The organism is Yersinia aldovae 670-83 (assembly GCF_000834395.1).
Classification (GTDB): domain Bacteria; phylum Pseudomonadota; class Gammaproteobacteria; order Enterobacterales; family Enterobacteriaceae; genus Yersinia; species Yersinia aldovae.
On record NZ_CP009781.1, the window covers coordinates 3663711 to 3682590 of the forward strand.

Genomic DNA, 18880 nt, shown 5'->3' on the forward strand with positions numbered 1-18880 from the left:
CCTTAAAAGATAATGGCAATTTCGGGGCGGGCGGTTTGCTGCTCTGCCGGGAAGTTGTTGGTTTATGTTTTACGTTACTGTTTACCTTCATATGATCGTGATCAGTATATTCTAATTGTACGAATATACACGTACAATTTAATTATTAGTTCTTAAATTGTGCAATAATAGCCGCGAGTAATGCCTGAGGTGGCAGCGTAGTACTAGAATTATTTGTAGGGTCAGCATGGGGAATAGGCTATATTGCCGCGCGCTAAGAGCGTGTCGCAGTAGCCGAATCAGGCAGTTTGGCCTGTCACTTATTTATAGGAATACTATGATTGCAAATCATCCTGAGCGTGAGCAGATCCGGCTGGAAAATGTGCTGACGGCTTTAGGTAATCCGTTACGGTTGGCTGTGGTACGCAGGCTGGCAGCGGGGGGAGAACATGCCTGTGGTACTTTGGTACACGGCTTATCTAAATCCACGCTGACCCATCACTGGCGGGTGCTGCGGGAAAGTGGTGTTATCTGGCAACGCCCTTGTGGGCGCGAGAGTTTGCTGTCACTGCGGCGTGATGATATCGATGCCCGCTTCCCAGGCTTGCTGGATGTATTGTTGAGTGCGGTGGAGAATGATGCGACCACTGATGAGTCGACAGCGAAGCATCTGTCGGAGTGAATTGAGTCATTGAGTGGTAATAATATTGACGACAAAATTTCGATTATGATCACATTTTTATTGCGAGCAAGAGTGTGACATTTGTCCTTATGTGCAGCGTTGCGCGCAAAAAAAGCCCCGATATCAATCATCAGGGCCGATTTCACTCAGTTTATTTAGCCGCAACGATTACATCTTGATGCCTGAATCTGCTGGAAGAAATCATTACCTTTATCATCCACCAGGATAAAGGCCGGGAAGTCTTCCACTTCAATCTTCCAAATAGCTTCCATACCCAGCTCAGGGTATTCCACACATTCCAGGCTCTTGATGCTGTTTTGCGCCAAGACCGCTGCCGGGCCGCCGATACTGCCCAGATAGAAGCCGCCGTGCTTGTGGCAAGCATCAGTGACTTGTTGGCTACGGTTGCCTTTTGCCAGCATGATCATACTGCCGCCGTGGGATTGCAGCAGATCAACGTAGGAATCCATGCGCCCAGCGGTGGTGGGGCCTAGTGAACCAGAAGCATAACCTTCCGGGGTTTTCGCAGGCCCCGCGTAGTAGATCGGGTGATCTTTAATGTATTGCGGCAAACCTTCGCCGTTATCCAGCCGCTCTTTTAATTTGGCATGAGCAATATCACGGCCAACAATAATAGTACCGCTCAGCGACAGGCGGGTTGATACCGGATACTGTGACAGCTCTTTTAAGATATCGGCCATCGGGCGGTTAAGATCGATTTTAACCACTTTGCCTTCGGTGCTATGGCGCAGGTGCTCAGGGATATATTTTCCTGGGTTTTGCTCCAATTTCTCCAGCCAGATACCTTTGCGGTTAATTTTACCTTTGATATTCCGGTCAGCAGAGCAAGAAACCCCCATGCCGACTGGGCAGGAGGCTCCGTGACGCGGCAAACGCACCACCCGCACATCATGCGCAAAGTATTTACCACCAAATTGTGCGCCCAGACCCAAATCCTGTGCGGCTTCCAGCAGTTCTTGCTCCAGTTGGATATCACGGAAAGCTTGCCCGTGCTCATTGCCTTCGGTTGGCAGACCATCGTAATACTTGGTGGAGGCCAGCTTAACGGTTTTGAGCGTGCTTTCAGCCGAGGTGCCGCCGATAACAAAGGCGATATGGTATGGCGGGCAGGCAGCCGTACCCAAGGTGCGCATTTTCTCAACCAGATAGTCTTTCAATTTCCCCGGTGAGAGCAGAGCCTTAGTTTCCTGATACAAGTAAGTCTTGTTCGCCGAACCACCGCCTTTGGTGACAAATAAGAATTTGTAATCTTCACCTTCGGTACTGTACAGATCGATTTGCGCTGGCAGGTTGGTGCCGGTGTTCACTTCTTGGTACATATCCAGCGCCGCGTTTTGCGAGTAGCGCAGGTTGTCTTCAATGAACGTGTTATATACGCCGCGCGACAGTGCCTCGGCATCATTCGCGCCGGTCCAAACGCGCTGGCCTTTTTTCCCCACGATAATGGCGGTGCCGGTATCCTGACAGGTCGGTAAAATCCCTTTGGCGGAGATTTCAGAATTGCGCAGGAATTGCAGGGCTACGTATTTATCGTTTTCGCTGGCTTGTGGGTCATCCAAAATGGCCGCAACTTGCTTTTGGTGAGCGGGGCGGAGCAGGAATGAGGCGTCGTGAAAAGCATGTTGGGCGAGGAGAGTCAGGGCTTCTGGCTCGACTTTCAGCATGTCGTGGCCTTCAAACTGTGTGACCGAAACATGATTATTACTGACAAGGTAATACTCAGTATCGTCTTCCTTTAACGGGAAGGGATCCTGATAGTGGAACGGTTTGTTTGACATATTTTTCTCACATTCAACATCAGTTAGCGAAAGTGTTCGGTAACAGAAACAATCGTTAGTGGAACCAAGCCGATATTTTTTGTTTCCCCTTCGAACTTGAAGCCACTGGGGGTTAGCGGCGTTCACTCACCCTACGGGCCAGCACAAGCGCTGTTCAAACCGCTCTCCGACCGATTTGTCATTTACTTGCCGCCTACCTGCCGCTGCAATCTCTTTGGGGATATGACTTTAACAAGAATTTTACTATAGATTGTCGGTGCGAGGCGATGGCTCCGCCCTGTTTATAAAGGGTGGATCTCATTTTCCGCACTTATCGATGGTGCTGGCAGGATGATGGTGGGACACTGGCCGACTGCCAATATCTAACGCTGCAATAAGCCTGTTTTTTTATCGCTAAATTCTGCATATCACACAGTTACATGACAGTGTTCAGCGCCTCGGCGGTGCGCTTAAATTTCTCAATGTGTGTTCTTAACATTGAGTTTTTTTCCGCATTGGGCACCACATGTACCGGCTATTTCTATGGCCCTATTGTTTGCCCCGCCTGATGGCGACTACGCCGTAGGGCGTTATTCAGCATCGATATTCGAAATAACCTGTTCAACATCATCAAGTGTGCCGATTTTCACTTCGCCGGTTCTGCACATCTTACTTTTATCGATCAGCAAAATGGATTGTGTGGCGCGCTTAAGGAGCATAGTCTTGAATTCGGCATTAAATGGGTTGGAATCCCACATAATGCCGTCAGTATCGATACCCTCACATGAGAAGATAAACAGGTCAATTTCGATAGTTTTCAGTAACGAAAAAAGAGCCGGATTCACATAACAGGCATATTTGCGTTGTAACTGCCCCCCGGCACTGATCAATTCGATATTTTGGTGTTTTGCCAATTCCTGACAAATTCGCACACTGTTGGTAAACACCGTGATATCAATATCCGGCAGTTTTTTGGCTAAATACCAGCAGGTGGAACTGGCATCCAGTGCTATCACCATTCCGCTATCAATCAGAGATAAAGCATGTGCAGCAATGCTGGCTTTGCTGGAGAGATGACTTTTCAGGCGGGTGGTGAAAGGGTCACCACTGTCTTTAGTGGCGCGTTTAATGCTTTTGGCTCGCCCGTGCTGGCGGATGATCAATCCTTGCGTCTGGAGTTCATTCAGGTCGCGGCGAATAGTTTCCTGACTGACCGCAAGTAAGTTAGCCAGGTCTGCCGTCGTCAGCGTTTCATGCTGTTTGATATGTTGCAGGATTTCCTGGTGACGGGACGCTTTCATGATCTTCTCCATCAGCGATGCCATGTATCTTATGCCAGATTAATACCAGCACTAAATACATGGCTAAAGGCGTGAGGTTACGTGATCATCGATTTAAAAAACAGGCGTCACCCCCTTCTTTAATAGAATATTGCCATACTTGGCGGTCTCTCCTGTGATGACGATCGCAAATGCTTGTTCGGCGCGTTGGTAAAAGGCATAGCGGTCAATACGCTCTACCGGCAGGGGTTTTTCTGTGCCGAAGAGGGCGTGTAAATAGCGTTTCTCCACTGAAGCATCCAGCGTGTCGCCATCGACTGCTGCCATCATCACCAGTGGCGGGGCATAACTGTCTAATTCGAATAAAGGGATGGTGGCCTGCAACAAGGCACTGACCGATAGCCCATCGGCATGAATCACTTGCGGCCCACCATTTTTACCAATGGCATGGGCGGGGAAATGGGCATCAGAGAAAATTATTTCATCGCCGTGGCCCATTTCTGCCAATGTTTTTAGCAGTTGTGGTGACAACAGTGGCGAGATGGTTTTAAGCATGACACTCTCCTTTTAGCGATACAGTCGCAGCCATCGCGGTAATTGCCTGATAAAGCGGCTGTTGGTCGCCTGGCTGATAATATTGATAGTGATAATTGACCTGTGCGCGGGCCTCTTCAGCACTGGCGTAATAACCTGTTGCGTGCCAGGCAAATAGCGCCGCCCCCAGCACGGTTGTTTCAGACTCATCAATGACTTTGACGGGCAGATTTAGCACGTCGGCTTTGATCTGGTTCCACAGTGCATTGCGGCTGCCACCACCGACCAACAGCAATTCCCGAGTACGGAACTCACCAATCCTCTCCAGCACCGCCAGGTTATCTTTCAATTGCCAGGCCAGACTTTCTAATGCGGATCGGTAAAAGTGCCCACGTCGGCTCGACAGCGAAACGCCTTGCCAGCCGCCGGACATATGGTGCGAGTTTCCCAGCAAGTTACAATCCATGCGCATGCCCTCTGCACCGGGTGCAATAGCGGCCGCTTCGGCAATCATCTGCTGGTAAACATTGGCACAGGCATCGTCGTGCCAATAGAGTTGGCGGACCCACTCCAACACGCCAGAGGCTAGCCACTGTAAACCGGGGTTAAATAACCGCGGGCAACTATCCAACTCACAGGTCGAACCGGCAAATTGTGGCAGCAGGGTGGTATTCACATTCGGCGTGCGCACCATCAAAATTTCCCAAGTGCCGGATGACAGCACCGGTTGGTCTAAATCTGCACCTGAACCAAATAAAGCGAATTGAGTATCGTGACCGGCTGAAATCACCGGTAAACCCGCCGGTAACCCCAGGTCGGAGGCGATGCCCGGTAACAACTGGCCGATGATTTCCCCTGCGGCGACCATCGGAGGGAATAAATCGGCCTGAATACCTATCTTTTGTAAAATAGCACTACTGAATTGTTCTTGTTTCACATCTAACAACTGGCTGGTGCCAGCCATCGTGCGATCCGTGGTGAATTCCCCGGTGAGGCGCTGGTTAATCAATGATGAAATAAAGAGCCAGGCGTGGGCCTGCTTGACTAAATCTGGCCGATTCTCTTGCAGCCAAATTAGCTTGTATAAGGTGTTAAAGCTGAACTGACCAATGCCGGATATCTGCTGTAGTTTTTCGGCAGACATATAGCGGGTAATATCGTCCATGACCGCTACTGTGCGCGGGCACTTCCAACTGATAATCGGGTACAGCATGTTGCCACTGGCGTCGACTAAAGCGCCGTCCACGCCAAAAGTGGTTACGGTCACCGCGTGGATCTTGCATTGAGAGATCTGCGGCAATAGTTGGCGGCAGCACTGGGCAAAACTCTGCAAAATGTCATCCAGCGGCCACAATTGCCATTGCGGATTGGCCGGATCGGGCTGGCTGTGGTTTGGCTGAACGGCTTTGGCCACCACGACACCTTGAGGATTGACTGCAATCGCCCGGATGTTGGTTGCGCCGCAATCTAAAACGATAACCACATCGCGCTTCATAAAGGCTCCTGTCATTCGCACCAAGGGGCTTTCCTCTTGGTCTAATGTTATTAGCCGTCTGATAAGAGCCGCTTCCCTGCGGCCTTGCTCAAACACCGTATTATTTTTTATATAATGGGCCGTAATTCTGGCAAGCACGGTAATCCTGCCCTTCAATATCCATACCGTGTGCGCCCCAAGCCGTTGGCCGGTAAACACTTTCTTCTTCCACGTTATGCATACAAACTGGAATACGCAGCATTGATGCCAATGTAATCAAGTCGGCACCCACATGGCCGATAGTCAGTACGCCGTGGTTAGCCCCCCAATTCGCCATTACCGAATACACATCACTGAATGGCCCTTTGCCCGTCAGACGTGGGGCAAACCAGGTGGTTGGCCAGCTTGAATCAGTGCGTTTATCCAGCGTGTCATGCACCGATTTTGGCAACTCAACACTCCAGCCTTCAGCAATTTGCAATACCGGCCCGACTCCCTTAATCAGGTTGATACGGCTCATGGTAAATGGCACACCACCCCGAGTCAGGAAGCGTGAAGAGAAGCCACCGCCACGGAAGTATTCATGGATAGCCGGGCACCATTCAGTCGCCGCCAAACAGGCATCGGCTTCTTGCTGGCTGACTTGCCAGTGCGGTTTGATGGTGGGGTTACCGTGCGCATCGTTTTGGCAACAAGTGCCATCCAGTGCGGCGGAACCCGAGTTAATCAAGTGGATAATGCCGTGTTCGGCAGCTCCTTCAAGTTGATGCCCTGTTACCCGTAATACTGCTTCCGGTGACCAATAGGTACGCACATCGGCAAAGATTTGTGCGGTGCCGGTGAGGGTATGACCAAACAGCATCGCCACTCCATTTAGGCTGTCATTTTCGGTGGCGATAACCATAGGTTTACGCACCCCGTTCCAGTCAAATGAACTGTTCAACAGTGCTTCGGCGGTATCACCGTTCGGGTATTGATCCGTCCAGTGGCGCTGCCCCTGGAAACCGGCTGCGATGGCGTTATAACCCAATGCTTCTTCACCAAAACCTTTGGCTGCCAGCTTAGCGTTACCTTGCATCATATCGCGGATACAAATGGCCATTTGCAGGCTTTCCCGCAGAACCGCGCGGCTACTTTCCGGTGAACGGCGATACTGTTCGGCATTTTTATCTGGCCCGAATTTGAAGTTGTTATCGGCCCAGGATAACGCCAGTTCCAGTTCTTGCTCATCATAGATTTTGTGATCAATACGGCGGCGCAATTCAGTCATATCAACCGCTTGCACTTTCATCCCTAACCAGGATTCAAAGAAGTTATGGTCAACGATGGAGCCAGCAATCCCCATAGAGACGCCCCCCAGTGACAGGTAGCTTTTGCCTTTCAAGCTGGCGACGGCTAGCCCTGCACGGGTGAAACGCAGCAGCTTTTCTTGCACATCGGCGGGGATACGGGTGTCATTGGCATCCTGTACGTCATGGCCGTAAATTGAGAACGCGGGTAGGCCTTTCTGATTATGTGCTGCCAGCGCAGCTGCCAGATAAACGGCTCCTGGGCGTTCGGTGCCATTAAAGCCCCAAATAGCCTTCGGACGGAATGGGTCCATATCAATGGTTTCGCTGCCGTAGCACCAGCAAGGTGTCACGGTAATGGTCAACCCGATATTCTGTGCGCTGAATTTATCATCACAAGCGGCAGATTCTGCCATGCCAGCAATACAGGTATCAGCAATGACGCATTCAACCGGGGTTCCACACGGATGGCGAACCACTTCTTGCAGAAATTCTGCGGTGGCGCGGGCCATTTTCATGGTTTGTTCTTCCAGCGATTCACGCACCCCCATTCTGCGGCCATCAATAACCGGACGAATGCCAATTTTTGGTAATTGAATTGTCTTTTTCATAATGGATCCTTATGTTCTGTAGCAAATTTAATTTATCAGTCGCCCGCGAAATTAATTCGTAGGGACAGTTTTGAACTTGGCGAAAATAAAAATAATAGCGAAGCACAGTGCCGGAATAAGTTCTGCTGTCGGTATATTTCCCGCTGCATCACTGACCAGCCCCATAATAGGTGTCACAATACCACCACCGACAATAGTCATTACAATGATGGACGCACCATATTTGGTGTCTTGATTTAGATTCTTAATGCCTAAAGAGAAAATGGTAGGGTACTGTATTGACATAAACATGCTGCATAATGTCAGCGCTAATAATCCAATATGTCCCCCAAAGGCTGCCGAGATAATACAAAGTAACGTTGAAATTAATGCATAAGCGGCTAATACTTTCTCAGGCGCGAAGCGGGTGATTAACCAGGTCCCACTGAATCGGCCGATAAAGAAACACACCATAGTGGCCGTTAAATAATTAGCAGCATATCCGGGTGTGACATTTGGCAGCTCTTCTATTGCATAGCGAATTAAATAACTCCAACAGGCTGTTTGTGCGCCGACATAACAGAACTGCGCTAATACTGCCCAGCGCCAGTGGGTTATTTTTAATAAACGTGGTAATGATGCAAAGAAAGAGCCATTGTGCGTGTCATCAGACTCGCTTTTTATTGCAGGGAACCGAGTGATTAGAATTAATAGCGCAACAAAAATAACCACTGCCACAATAATCAAATAGGGTAATTGTACCGCTTTGACCAAGCTATGGTGATAACTATTTAAATCCTCAACCGACAATTTATCTAATACTTCCTGTGTCTGATGAGGGACATTGGAGAGGATTAAGCTTTGCCCGAATACCACGGCGATAATGGCACCAAAGGAATTAAATGTTTGTGCCAGGTTGATCCGAAAATGGCCGGTTTTCTCAGGCCCTAATACGGTAACAAAGGGGTTGGCAGCCGTTTCCAGGCACCCCAAACCGGCTGCGATGATGAACAAACCGATTAAAAACAAAGTGTAATCCATCGTCTCTGCGGCAGGCCAAAACAGGGCTGCGCCAAAGGCGTAGAACAGAAGACCGGTGATGATCCCCGCTTTATAACTGAATCTTTTCATCAAGATGCCAGCCGGGATCGGGATCAGGAAATAACCGAAATAGAATGAGGATTGAATCAGGCCAGCCTGAAAATTGGTTAGCGTAAATGCCTGCTGAAACTGAGGTAATAAAATATCATTTAGGTTGTTTGCTACTGCCCAAAGAAAGAACAGCGAGCACAGCAACGCGAAAGGAATCAGATATCTTTTTTTATTTGCCGACTCGTCACTTACCGAGGCGGAAATTTTGGTGCTATCTGTTTGTATTAAAATATTTCCCATGGTGCCCTCGTCAGATACTTCACTCGTTCGAAAGTTCGTAATATTCGACGGAAATTTTTTGTTTAATGAATGATATTTTTCTCTGGTCGACATGAGTTGTCTGAGTCCAAATTAAAATATCCTCATTGCGTTAAGTCCCGTTCTTTATAAGGTAAAAATAGCTAAAAAGTATGAGCTGAATCACATTGGTAACTCAATGCTGATATTTTGTGATGGTAATCACTTTAAATGAAAATAATTCATGACCGTTTGAAATGAATTGTGTTTCAAACACACACAGCTAATGACCGATTATTTTATTTCTGTCACAAACGGTCAATTAGTCATAAATATATATGTAAATGGATATTTGACCGTTTAGTTATGTTGTATTTTCAAACGGACATTTTATAAAAATAAACAATACTTAAATCGGCATTAAACAATGAATGCTCATGATCTGGCTCACACTTTTGCGCGCTTCATTTTTTACTTTAATTAAATGAGCGAAAAATATGTCTCATATTCACGATCGTTAACCCAATACATTATTTAATGCATTTTTACATTTAGATATTTGCATCCCAGGAGAGGAACAAATGAAAAAAGAAGCATTGGCGCGCGACATTATTAATACCTGCCTTGAAATGACCCGCTTAGGCCTGAATCAGGGAACGGCTGGTAATGTTAGCGTGCGCTATCAAGAGGGTTTTTTGATTACGCCGTCCGGTATTGCTTATGACAAGCTCACCGAGTCACATATTGTTTATATTGATGCCGACGGTCACCACGAGGCGGGCAAAGTTCCTTCCAGTGAATGGCGCTTTCATCAGGCCGTTTACCAAACCCGGCCCGATGCCAATGCTGTGGTGCACAACCATTCAGTTCATTGCACGGCAGTTTCGATTCTAAATCGTCCGATTCCTGCCATTCATTACATGATTGCTGCTGCGGGTGGCGATGATATCCCTTGCGCGCCATATGCCACCTTTGGCACCAAAGCGCTTTCTGAACATGTCGCTGTGGCGATGAAAAATCGTAAAGCGACTTTGTTGCAGCATCATGGCCTGATTGCTTGTGAAGAAAACCTGGCGAAAGCACTGTGGTTGGCCCATGAGGTGGAGGTTTTGGCCACATTGCTACTGGCGATTTTACCGATTGTTGATGAGGTGCCGGTGTTATCTAAAGAAGAAATCAGTGTGGTATTGGAGAAATTCAAAACCTACGGTTTGCGGGTTGAAGACTAGCTTGTGGCTAAAAATAGCAGGTGGACAAAAACACCGAGGAATCAATCATGAATAGAATGATTTTAAATGAAACGGCGTGGTTTGGTCGTGGCTCATTGGCGGCACTGACCGATGAGGTTAGCCGGCGGGGTTATCAAAAAGCATTGGTCGTCACGGATAAAATACTGCTCGAATGTGGTGTGGCGACCCGTTTAATCAGTCGCCTGGAACAGGCCGGTTTGGATTTCGCCATTTTTGATGCCGTTAAACCCAATCCGACGATCAGTATTGTGCAACAAGGAGTAGATGTTTTTCGCCAAAGTGGGGCGGATTACCTGATAGCCCTGGGGGGCGGCTCGCCACAGGATACCTGTAAAGCTATTGGTATTATTATCAATAACCCTGAGTTTGCCGATGTGCGTAGTCTGGAAGGTGTTGCAAATACCGGTAAGCCTTGCGTCCCGATTCTCGCTATCCCTACCACCGCCGGGACGGCTGCGGAAGTGACCATTAACTATGTGATTACTGACGAAGAGCGGCGGCGTAAATTTGTTTGCGTCGATCCTCATGCCATTCCCGCCGTAGCATTTATTGATGCCGATATGATGGACAGCATGCCAGCGGCGCTAAAAGCGGCGACGGGGGTTGATGCGTTAACCCATGCTATTGAGGGATATTTGACCAAAGGCGCTTGGGAACTGACCGATACTTTGCATCTCAAAGCCATTGAGATTATCAGCCGTTCCTTGCGCGCAGCAGTAAAAGGTGATGCCACAGCGAGCGAAGATATGGCGCTTGGGCAATATATTGCCGGTATGGGCTTTTCCAATGTGGGGTTAGGATTGGTCCACGGCATGGCTCACCCGCTTGGGGCGTTTTACAACATGCCACATGGCGTAGCTAATGCCATTTTATTGCCTTATATCATGCGCTATAACGCGGCTTATACCGGTGAGCGCTTCCGTCAAATCGCAGTGGCGATGGGGCTGGATAATGCATCAAGTTTGCCGCTGGATCAGGTGCGCGAGCAAACCATTCAGGCGGTATTTGCATTGAATCGTGATATTGGCATCCCAGCTTCTCTCAGTGCTGTTGGGATGCGGGCTGATGATATTCCCGCACTGGCGGTTGCAGCCTTTGCCGATGTCTGCACGGGGGGCAATCCGCGTGAAGCCTCGGTTGATGAGATTATGACGCTTTATCATCAAGCTTGCTGAAAGAACGGTTATTCGTCACAAATTGGTTATAAAGTCATGGGGAAAGTTTAATCCTCATGGCTTTATTGATACCAAACAACTCCCGCCCTACCCAAAAGGGGTAGGATCAATGGTTGCGGGAAGGTCGATTTAATATCCTAACTATAACAACGGCTATAACTGAGCCACTGCGCTCTGCCTTAACCATCCCTCCCGCTGAATAACTCATTTTTTTGAATTAATCGGATTTCATCCTTTGCGATGTTCTCCCTTTTCTGGAATGCAACCAAGTGGGAATCTTATGAAAGAGACCAACCAATCCCGACTGTTAACGGCAGAAATTACGCGCCGAAAACTTGTCCAAACGACAGTCGTCGGCGGCCTTGCCGTGGCAACCGGGGCGTTTTCGCTGCCGTTTTCCCGCACCGCACAGGCTGTTCAATCTGCAATAAGCCCGGCTAATGATGACAAAGTGATATGGAGTGCTTGCACCGTTAATTGCGGCAGCCGTTGCCCACTACGGATGCATGTGGTTGATGGGGAAATTAAATATGTCGAAACGGATAATACCGGTGACGATGATTTTGAGGGTTTGCATCAGGTGCGTGCCTGTTTACGCGGCCGCTCAATGCGTCGGCGGGTGTACAACCCCGACCGATTGAAATACCCAATGAAACGCGTGGGCGCACGCGGGGAAGGCAAGTTTAAACGTATTTCATGGGATGAGGCGTTTGATACCCTCGCTGCCAGCATGAAAAGCATCATTAATGAGTATGGAAATGAAGCCATCTATTTGAACTACGGCACGGGAACGCTGGGCGGCACCATGACTCGCTCGTGGCCACCGGGTTCAACCTTATTGGCCCGATTGATGAATTGCTGCGGCGGCTATCTTAATCATTATGGCGATTACAGCACCGCACAGATTGCAGCCGGTCTGAATTATACCTATGGCGGCTGGGCCGACGGTAATAGCCCATCAGATATTGAAAACAGCAAACTGGTGGTGTTGTTTGGCAACAACCCCGGTGAAACCCGCATGAGTGGTGGCGGTGTCACTTATTATCTGGAGCAGGCGCGGGAGAAATCCAACGCTAAAATGATTGTTATCGATCCGCGTTATACCGATACCGCCGCGGGCCGTGAGGATGAATGGATCCCGCTACGACCGGGAACGGATGCTGCACTCGCCTGCGCACTGGCTTATGTAATGATCAGCGAGAATCTGGTAGATCAACCGTTCCTCGATAAATATTGCGTGGGCTATGACGAGAAAACCCTCCCCGAAGGCGCGCCGAAGAATAGTCATTATAAAGCCTATATTTTAGGGCAGGGCGCAGATAAAACTGCTAAAACGCCACAATGGGCGGAGGCTATCACCGGTATTCCTGCCGCAAAAATAATTAAGTTGGGCCGCGAAATCGGCTCGGTGAAACCCGCTTATATCGCGCAGGGGTGGGGGCCACAACGTCATGCCAACGGCGAAAATACCAGTCGCGCAATTGCCATGCTGGCTATCTTGACCGGTAACGTGGGGATCAATGGTGGCAATTCCGGGGCGCGTGAAGGCTCCTATGGCCTGCCGTTTGTCCGAATGCCAACGTTGGAAAACCCAATTAAAACCAGCATTTCGATGTTTCTGTGGACTGACGCCGTTGAGCGTGGCCCTGAAATGACCGCGACCCGTGACGGAGTCCGGGGTAAAGATAAGCTGGATGTACCCATCAAGTTTATCTGGAACTATGCCAGCAACTGCCTGATTAACCAGCATTCAGATATCAATCGCACTCATAATATTCTGCAAGATGATAAGAAATGCGAAATGATTGTGGTCATCGATAACCATATGACCTCGTCAGCCCAATATGCCGATATCATTCTGCCCGATTGTACCGCCTCCGAGCAGATGGACTTCTGCCTTGATGCATCGAGTGGCAACATGGCGTATGTGATCTTCGCCGATCAGGTCATCAAACCGCGCTTTGAGTGCAAAAACATCTATGAAATGACCAGTGAGCTGGCAAAACGTATGGGAGTGGAGCAGCATTTTACCGAAGGGCGCACACAAGAGGGCTGGCTGCGCCATCTCTATCAGCAATCACAGGAAGCGATTCCTGAGCTGCCTTCCTTTGAGGAATTCCGCGAGCAGGGCATTTTCAAAAAACGCGATCCGGCAGGGCATCATGTTGCCTATAAAGCCTTCCGCGCCGATCCGGTTGCTAACCCGCTCACCACGCCATCGGGCAAAATTGAAATCTACTCTGCCGAGTTAGCGCAAATTGCCGCGACCTGGGAGCTACAACCGGATGATGTTATTGACCCGCTGCCAGTGTATGCCGCTGGATTCGAAAGTTTTGACGATCCCCTAAACCAGAAATATCCATTGCAACTTACCGGGTTCCATTACAAAGCCCGAACTCACTCGACTTACGGCAACGTCGAGGTACTGAAAGCCGCTTGTCGTCAGGAGATGTGGATTAACCCACTCGATGCCAGAGAACGCGACATCAAAAATGGCGATATTGTGCGGATATTTAATGGCCGTGGCGAAGTTCAGATTAACGCCAAAGTCACGCCGCGCATGATGCCGGGCGTTGTGGCACTGGGGGAAGGGGCATGGTACAGCCCGGATGAAAATCGCATCGACAGAGCGGGCAGCATCAACGTATTGACCACACAGCGCCCTTCTCCGTTGGCGAAAGGGAACCCATCCCATACCAACCTCGTTCAAGTAACCAAGGCTTAAGGAGCTAACTGATGACGCAATATGGTTTTTACATCGACTCCAGCCGGTGCACGGGGTGCAAAACTTGCGAGCTGGCTTGCAAAGATTTCAAAAACTTATCAACCGATGTGAGCTTCCGGCGCATTTACGAATATGCCGGAGGTGACTGGCAGCAGGCTAACGGCGCATGGCACCAGAATGTGTTCGCTTACTATCTTTCAATTGCCTGCAACCACTGTAGTGACCCCGCCTGTACCAAAGTGTGCCCGACTGGCGCGATGCATAAGCGCGATGATGGTTTTGTGGTAGTGAACGAGGATATTTGTATCGGTTGCCGTTACTGCCATATGGCCTGCCCGTATGGTGCGCCGCAGTACGACGAAGCAAAAGGACATATGACCAAGTGTGACGGCTGCTATGAGAGAGTCGCCGCCGGTAAGAAGCCGATTTGTGTCGACTCCTGCCCATTGCGAGCGCTGGATATGGCACCTATCGATGAGCTGCGTGAGAAATACGGTGAATTGGCCGAAGTTGCTCCGCTGCCTGCCGCGCATTTCACTTTACCGAATATTGTCGTGAAACCGAATGCCAACAGCCGTCCGGTCAGAGATACCACCGGTCATCTGGCAAATCCGAAGGAGGTATAACATGGGTATGGGATGGCATGAATGGCCACTAATGGTCTTTACGGTACTGGGGCAGTGCGTGGTCGGGGGCTTTATTGTTCTTGGGCTGGCATTGATATTTGGCGGTTTGAGTCGTGGGCAGCAACAGCGCGTTCACCGCAGCATGTTTGCGTTGTGGGTATTGATGGCCTTGGCTTTCATTGCCTCGACACTGCATTTGGGTTCGCCCATGCGAGCATTCAACTCACTAAATCGGGTCGGTGAATCGGCGCTGAGTAATGAGATAGCCGCCGGTTCGGTGTTCTTTGCCGTAGCGGGTTTTTACTGGTTGCTGGCAGTTTTGGATAAGATGCCCGCGCTGCTTGGTAAAATCTGGTTGGTGGTGGCAATGGTGCTGGGCGTGGTATTCGTTTATGCCATGTGTCGAGTTTACTCCATTGATACAGTACCTACCTGGGATAACCTTTATACCCCACTGGGCTTCGTGCTGACCGTCTTTATTGGTGGGCCAATGTTGGGTTATTTACTGCTGCAATGGGCGGGTATTCATGGGCGGATAATGCTACAACTGCCGATGATCAGTGTGTTGGCGCTGATTATCAGTCTCGCCAGTGTCATTATGCAGGCTGCGAGTTTGCCGCTGATTTACAGCTCGGTGCAGCAAGCCTCTCAGCTCATCCCTGATTACGGCACCTTGATGGTCTGGCGTTTAGTGTTGCTGGTATTAGGATTGGGCTGTTGGATTTGCCCCTTAATTCGAGGACGCACACCGATGACACTGGGGATGATATTTGCCATGTTATTGATTATTGTCGCTGAATTGATTGGCCGCGGCGTGTTTTACGGGCTGCATATGACGGTAGGAATGACATGATTTATCAGCAAATTGCATTGACAGGCCGGGTGTTGGGCGCACTGTTTTATTGCGAGTCAGACAGCCCGACATGCCATGATATTGTGGCACAATTAAGTCATGGTTTATGGTCGGCACAGTGGCCTTATGGCTCGGAGCAGCAACGGCTGGCGATTGCGGCTTTACTGGCACAATCGGTAGCAGAGGAAACGCGAGAAGAGGCTTGGCAGCGGCTGTTTATTGGCCCTTATGCTTTGCCTGCGCCGCCTTGGGGCTCTGTTTATCTCGATAAAGAGAATGTGTTATTTGGCGATTCCACCTTAAAACTGCGCCACTGGATGGCGCAGCAGCAAGTGGAAGTGACATTGGATCAGGATGAGCCGGAAGATCAGTTTGGTTTAATGCTAATGATGGCAGCCTGGCTGGCAGAGCATCAACCTGCCGGTTTGCCCGAGTTACTGGCAGATCACCTGCTACCTTGGGGGTATCGCTATCTGGCTTTGCTGCAATCCGACGCCGGGCACCCGTTTTATCAAGGGCTGGCTCAACTGGCAACCCTGACGCTCACCCATTGGCAACATGAATTGCAGGTGACACCGGCAGCAGTTGAGTTATATCGCTAGTGCTAAAAGAATACATACCCCACTAAGGGGTATTTCACCAACTGATTAGCCCTTGCTTTCTTTGGCCCAGTCTTCTACTGGGGAGGCTGGAGCCATAGAAAATGCTTTATCGTTTGTCACTAAAATGGCTCCAGTACTGAGCGCATGAACAGCAATCAATTGATCCAGCGCCCCCATCACATACCCTTTCTTTTCCATTTTTGCACGTAGTTTGCCATAGCATTCTGCTGCTTCACTATCCCAGGTTTGCAAGGTCACCGAGTCCAGAAAGGTTGCTACTGTTGCTTTTAGCGTTTTACCATTCCGTAGAGCAATTCAGCTTCTGTAATACTGGAGATACCGATATCTGAAAGTTTCACCTGTTGTATGTTTATCAAAACATTAGGGTTGCGTCGAAATAGATGGCTCACTGTATTTTTATCGAGTCTGTAGATTGGCATTACTCTATTCCGTCGAATGGATCACGGCTTGCTGTACCTTGCTGACGTTAATTAATGCTAAGGAAATCAGCAGGTATTGATATATCCATGTATGTCATGATTGGCGTTACTACTATTGATGGCTCCCTCCTGACAGGCTTTCTTCGGGGTCTTGTTCTGCTTCTGATTGGTCCGGCGGCGGCATAACATCGTGGATCATTTGCTCGTCAAAGCTAGGGTTTAGCGCCGGTAACAGTGGAGAACTGACCAGGCTGTCGGGTATCGCCATATGTGGCACAGGAGCATCGTTGACAAATTCATCCTGATCCTGTTTAACCGTCCTGCTCAGTGTAATGAGGCCAACACCGCATAACGCAAAGAACGCATACAGAATATTGCCACCCAGAGGTTGAATCAGTGCACCCACCGCAAGCGGCCCAATACTGGCCCCGACACCAAATGACATCAGTAAACAAGCCGCCAGCGACACCCTACGCTCTGGTTCAATCAGATCATTAGCCAGGGCGACTACGAGCGGGTAAAGCGTGAATTGCAGCATACTGACGATAAACCCCAGCCCCAGTAAAAAATGGAAAGAAATATGGGGAACCAAAGCTAATGGCAGCGCGGTCAATGCCAGTAATAGGGCATTAATACGAATTAACAGGGTTCGATTATACCGATCTGACAACCAGCTCAGTGGCAGTTGTGCGACTAACCCAGCAAAGATAGACAATGCCATAAATAGCCCGGTTTCTTGTGTTGATAGCGATTGCAGGCTGGCATAAACCGGGGCAAGACCATAAAACGAGCCAACAATCATGCCGATCACGAGTGTTGAAGCAAGCACTTTGGGAATCGAACCGATAAAGAATTTTAACTCCATCGGCGCGGGTGACATCTGCTGAGCATTACTGCGTGTCGTCAATGCAACTGGCACCAGACACAGGGCAAAAAACAAGGCAATAATCATGAGAGTGCTTAAACCCAGCTCAGGTTGAAGCATCAATACGACCTGGCCCAATGCCATACCGGCATAGGTTGCCGCCATATAAAAGCCAAACACGGTGCCGCGCTGGTTAGACTCCGCTTGATCATTTAGCCAGCTTTCTAACACCATAAACTGACACATCATACAGAGGCCAATAATCAAGCGTAGAACCACCCAGGCAGGGATATATTCAGTAAGGCCATGACTTAATACCGCAGCCGTAATAATACCCGCACAGGCTACGTAGGCACGGATATGGCCTACCCGAGCTATCAGGAAGTGGCCGACTTTGCCTCCAATCACCAAACCAATATAGTTTGCAGCGATGATTGCCCCGATTAATGCGCCGGAAACATGGATGGCAGTCAAGCGTAACGAGATATAGGTGGTTAATAAACCTGACCCTAATAGCATCAGCACCGTCGCGCTATAGAGGGGGAAGAAGGCGTTGAGAATTTTTTTCACTGTCACGTCCTAAGTTCATCATGCCGGTGAATTACCGGTACTCCAGATGTCGCCAGTCGCATCTTCTTTATTTGGATACTAACAGCTGAGTCCCTGAGGTAAAGCTTTGTACGGGAATGTACTTTTTTTCATTACATCCTGCGAGACGTTTCGCATAACTAACAGCGGCCACTATTACGAGCGAAAGAAGTGTTATTATCGGCCAGAGGAAAATTAACTAAAATAGGGGCAACAATGAGCGAGAAAAAATTACGCCAGCTCAGTATTGCTATTGGGGGTAAGCTTAAACAGCGGGCTGCTTGGGTGACCTGTGCTGAATCCTGTACTGGAGGCTGGGTTGCTAAAGCATTGACTGATATCGCGGGCAGTTCAGCCTATTTTGACCGCGGCTTTGTCACCTACAGCAATGCGGCAAAACATGATTTACTGGGTGTAAAAGAAAGCACTTTAGCCGAGTATGGCGCAGTCAGTGAAACTGTTGTTCGGGAAATGGCATGGGGTGCATTGCGAGCGGCTAATGCAGACTTCGCGGTATCGATAAGCGGAGTTGCCGGGCCTGATGGTGGCACTGCGGAGAAACCGGTAGGCACTGTGTGGTTCGCTTTTGCGACGCGTGACGGTCAGGTTAGTGCAAAAAAACAAATATTCTCCGGTGATCGTGACGAAGTCAGGTTGCAAGCGGCTGTTTTCGCACTACAAACACTATTCGATGATTTTCTGTAAAAATAGGCTTGATACTGTATGATTGTACAGTATAATTAGCGGTAATTTCCTGCACA

General features: G+C 49.2%; 16 protein-coding genes. 8 read left to right on the plus strand and 8 right to left on the minus strand.

The window, feature by feature from the left end; translation table 11 throughout:
* Positions 1-316: 316 nt before the first annotated feature.
* Positions 317-661: an ArsR/SmtB family transcription factor gene (locus AT01_RS16425; protein ID WP_042547907.1), complete on the plus strand. Its 345-nt coding sequence runs from the start codon at positions 317-319 to the stop codon at positions 659-661.
* Between the two features lie 155 nt (positions 662-816).
* On the opposite strand, the gene fumA is transcribed toward AT01_RS16425, so the two are convergent.
* The 6 genes from fumA to fucP form a co-directional block, all read right to left on the minus strand.
* Entirely contained in the window at positions 817-2460 is a 1644-nt protein-coding gene (gene fumA / locus AT01_RS16430; RefSeq protein WP_042547908.1) for a class I fumarate hydratase FumA, read from the minus strand.
* A gap of 569 nt (positions 2461-3029) precedes the next feature.
* Positions 3030-3740 (minus strand): L-fucose operon activator, encoded by a 711-nt coding sequence (gene fucR / locus AT01_RS16435; protein ID WP_042547909.1) that lies wholly within the window; start codon positions 3738-3740, stop codon positions 3030-3032.
* A gap of 93 nt (positions 3741-3833) precedes the next feature.
* Complete coding sequence (gene fucU, locus AT01_RS16440) at positions 3834-4274, minus strand: L-fucose mutarotase (protein ID WP_042547910.1); 441 nt, start codon at positions 4272-4274, stop codon at positions 3834-3836.
* On the minus strand, positions 4267-5748 hold the full coding sequence (gene fucK, locus AT01_RS16445) for an L-fuculokinase (protein WP_042547911.1): 1482 nt from the start codon (positions 5746-5748) through the stop codon (positions 4267-4269). The genes fucU and fucK overlap by 8 nt, the downstream gene beginning before the upstream one ends.
* 100 nt (positions 5749-5848) lie before the next feature.
* Complete coding sequence (fucI, locus tag AT01_RS16450) at positions 5849-7627, minus strand: L-fucose isomerase (RefSeq protein WP_042547912.1); 1779 nt, start codon at positions 7625-7627, stop codon at positions 5849-5851.
* Positions 7628-7678: 51 nt separating this feature from the next.
* On the minus strand, positions 7679-8998 hold the full coding sequence (fucP, locus tag AT01_RS16455) for an L-fucose:H+ symporter permease (RefSeq protein WP_042547913.1): 1320 nt from the start codon (positions 8996-8998) through the stop codon (positions 7679-7681).
* 578 nt (positions 8999-9576) lie between these two features.
* Here fucP and AT01_RS16460 point away from each other — a divergent pair.
* The 6 genes from AT01_RS16460 (at position 9577) to dmsD (ending at position 16226) form a co-directional block, all read left to right on the plus strand.
* Positions 9577-10224: an L-fuculose-phosphate aldolase gene (locus AT01_RS16460; RefSeq protein WP_004701238.1), complete on the plus strand. Its 648-nt coding sequence runs from the start codon at positions 9577-9579 to the stop codon at positions 10222-10224.
* A 44-nt stretch (positions 10225-10268) separates the two neighbouring features.
* Complete coding sequence (fucO, locus tag AT01_RS16465; protein WP_042548678.1) at positions 10269-11420, plus strand: lactaldehyde reductase; 1152 nt, start codon at positions 10269-10271, stop codon at positions 11418-11420.
* A gap of 280 nt (positions 11421-11700) precedes the next feature.
* Positions 11701-14145 carry a dimethylsulfoxide reductase subunit A gene (gene dmsA / locus AT01_RS16470; RefSeq protein WP_042547914.1) on the plus strand — a complete coding sequence of 815 codons (2445 nt, stop codon included), beginning with the start codon at positions 11701-11703 and terminating at the stop codon, positions 14143-14145.
* Between the two features lie 8 nt (positions 14146-14153).
* Positions 14154-14771, plus strand: a complete 618-nt coding sequence (locus tag AT01_RS16475; protein ID WP_042547915.1) for a DMSO/selenate family reductase complex B subunit — start codon at positions 14154-14156, stop codon at positions 14769-14771.
* Position 14772: 1 nt separating this feature from the next.
* Positions 14773-15624 (plus strand): dimethyl sulfoxide reductase anchor subunit family protein, encoded by an 852-nt coding sequence (locus AT01_RS16480; protein ID WP_042547916.1) that lies wholly within the window; start codon positions 14773-14775, stop codon positions 15622-15624.
* Positions 15621-16226, plus strand: a complete 606-nt coding sequence (gene dmsD, locus AT01_RS16485; protein ID WP_042547917.1) for a Tat proofreading chaperone DmsD — start codon at positions 15621-15623, stop codon at positions 16224-16226. The genes AT01_RS16480 and dmsD overlap by 4 nt, the downstream gene beginning before the upstream one ends.
* Positions 16227-16271: 45 nt before the next feature.
* On the opposite strand, the gene AT01_RS22615 is transcribed toward dmsD, so the two are convergent.
* Positions 16272-16484 carry a PIN domain-containing protein gene (locus AT01_RS22615; RefSeq protein ID WP_391592599.1) on the minus strand — a complete coding sequence of 71 codons (213 nt, stop codon included), beginning with the start codon at positions 16482-16484 and terminating at the stop codon, positions 16272-16274.
* A gap of 294 nt (positions 16485-16778) precedes the next feature.
* Positions 16779-18101, minus strand: coding sequence for an MFS transporter (locus AT01_RS16495; protein ID WP_042547918.1), 1323 nt, complete (start codon positions 18099-18101; stop codon positions 16779-16781).
* 234 nt (positions 18102-18335) lie between these two features.
* On the opposite strand from AT01_RS16495, the gene pncC reads away from it, so the two are divergent.
* Positions 18336-18824, plus strand: coding sequence for a nicotinamide-nucleotide amidase (pncC, locus tag AT01_RS16500; RefSeq protein WP_042547919.1), 489 nt, complete (start codon positions 18336-18338; stop codon positions 18822-18824).
* Positions 18825-18880: the final 56 nt, after the last annotated feature.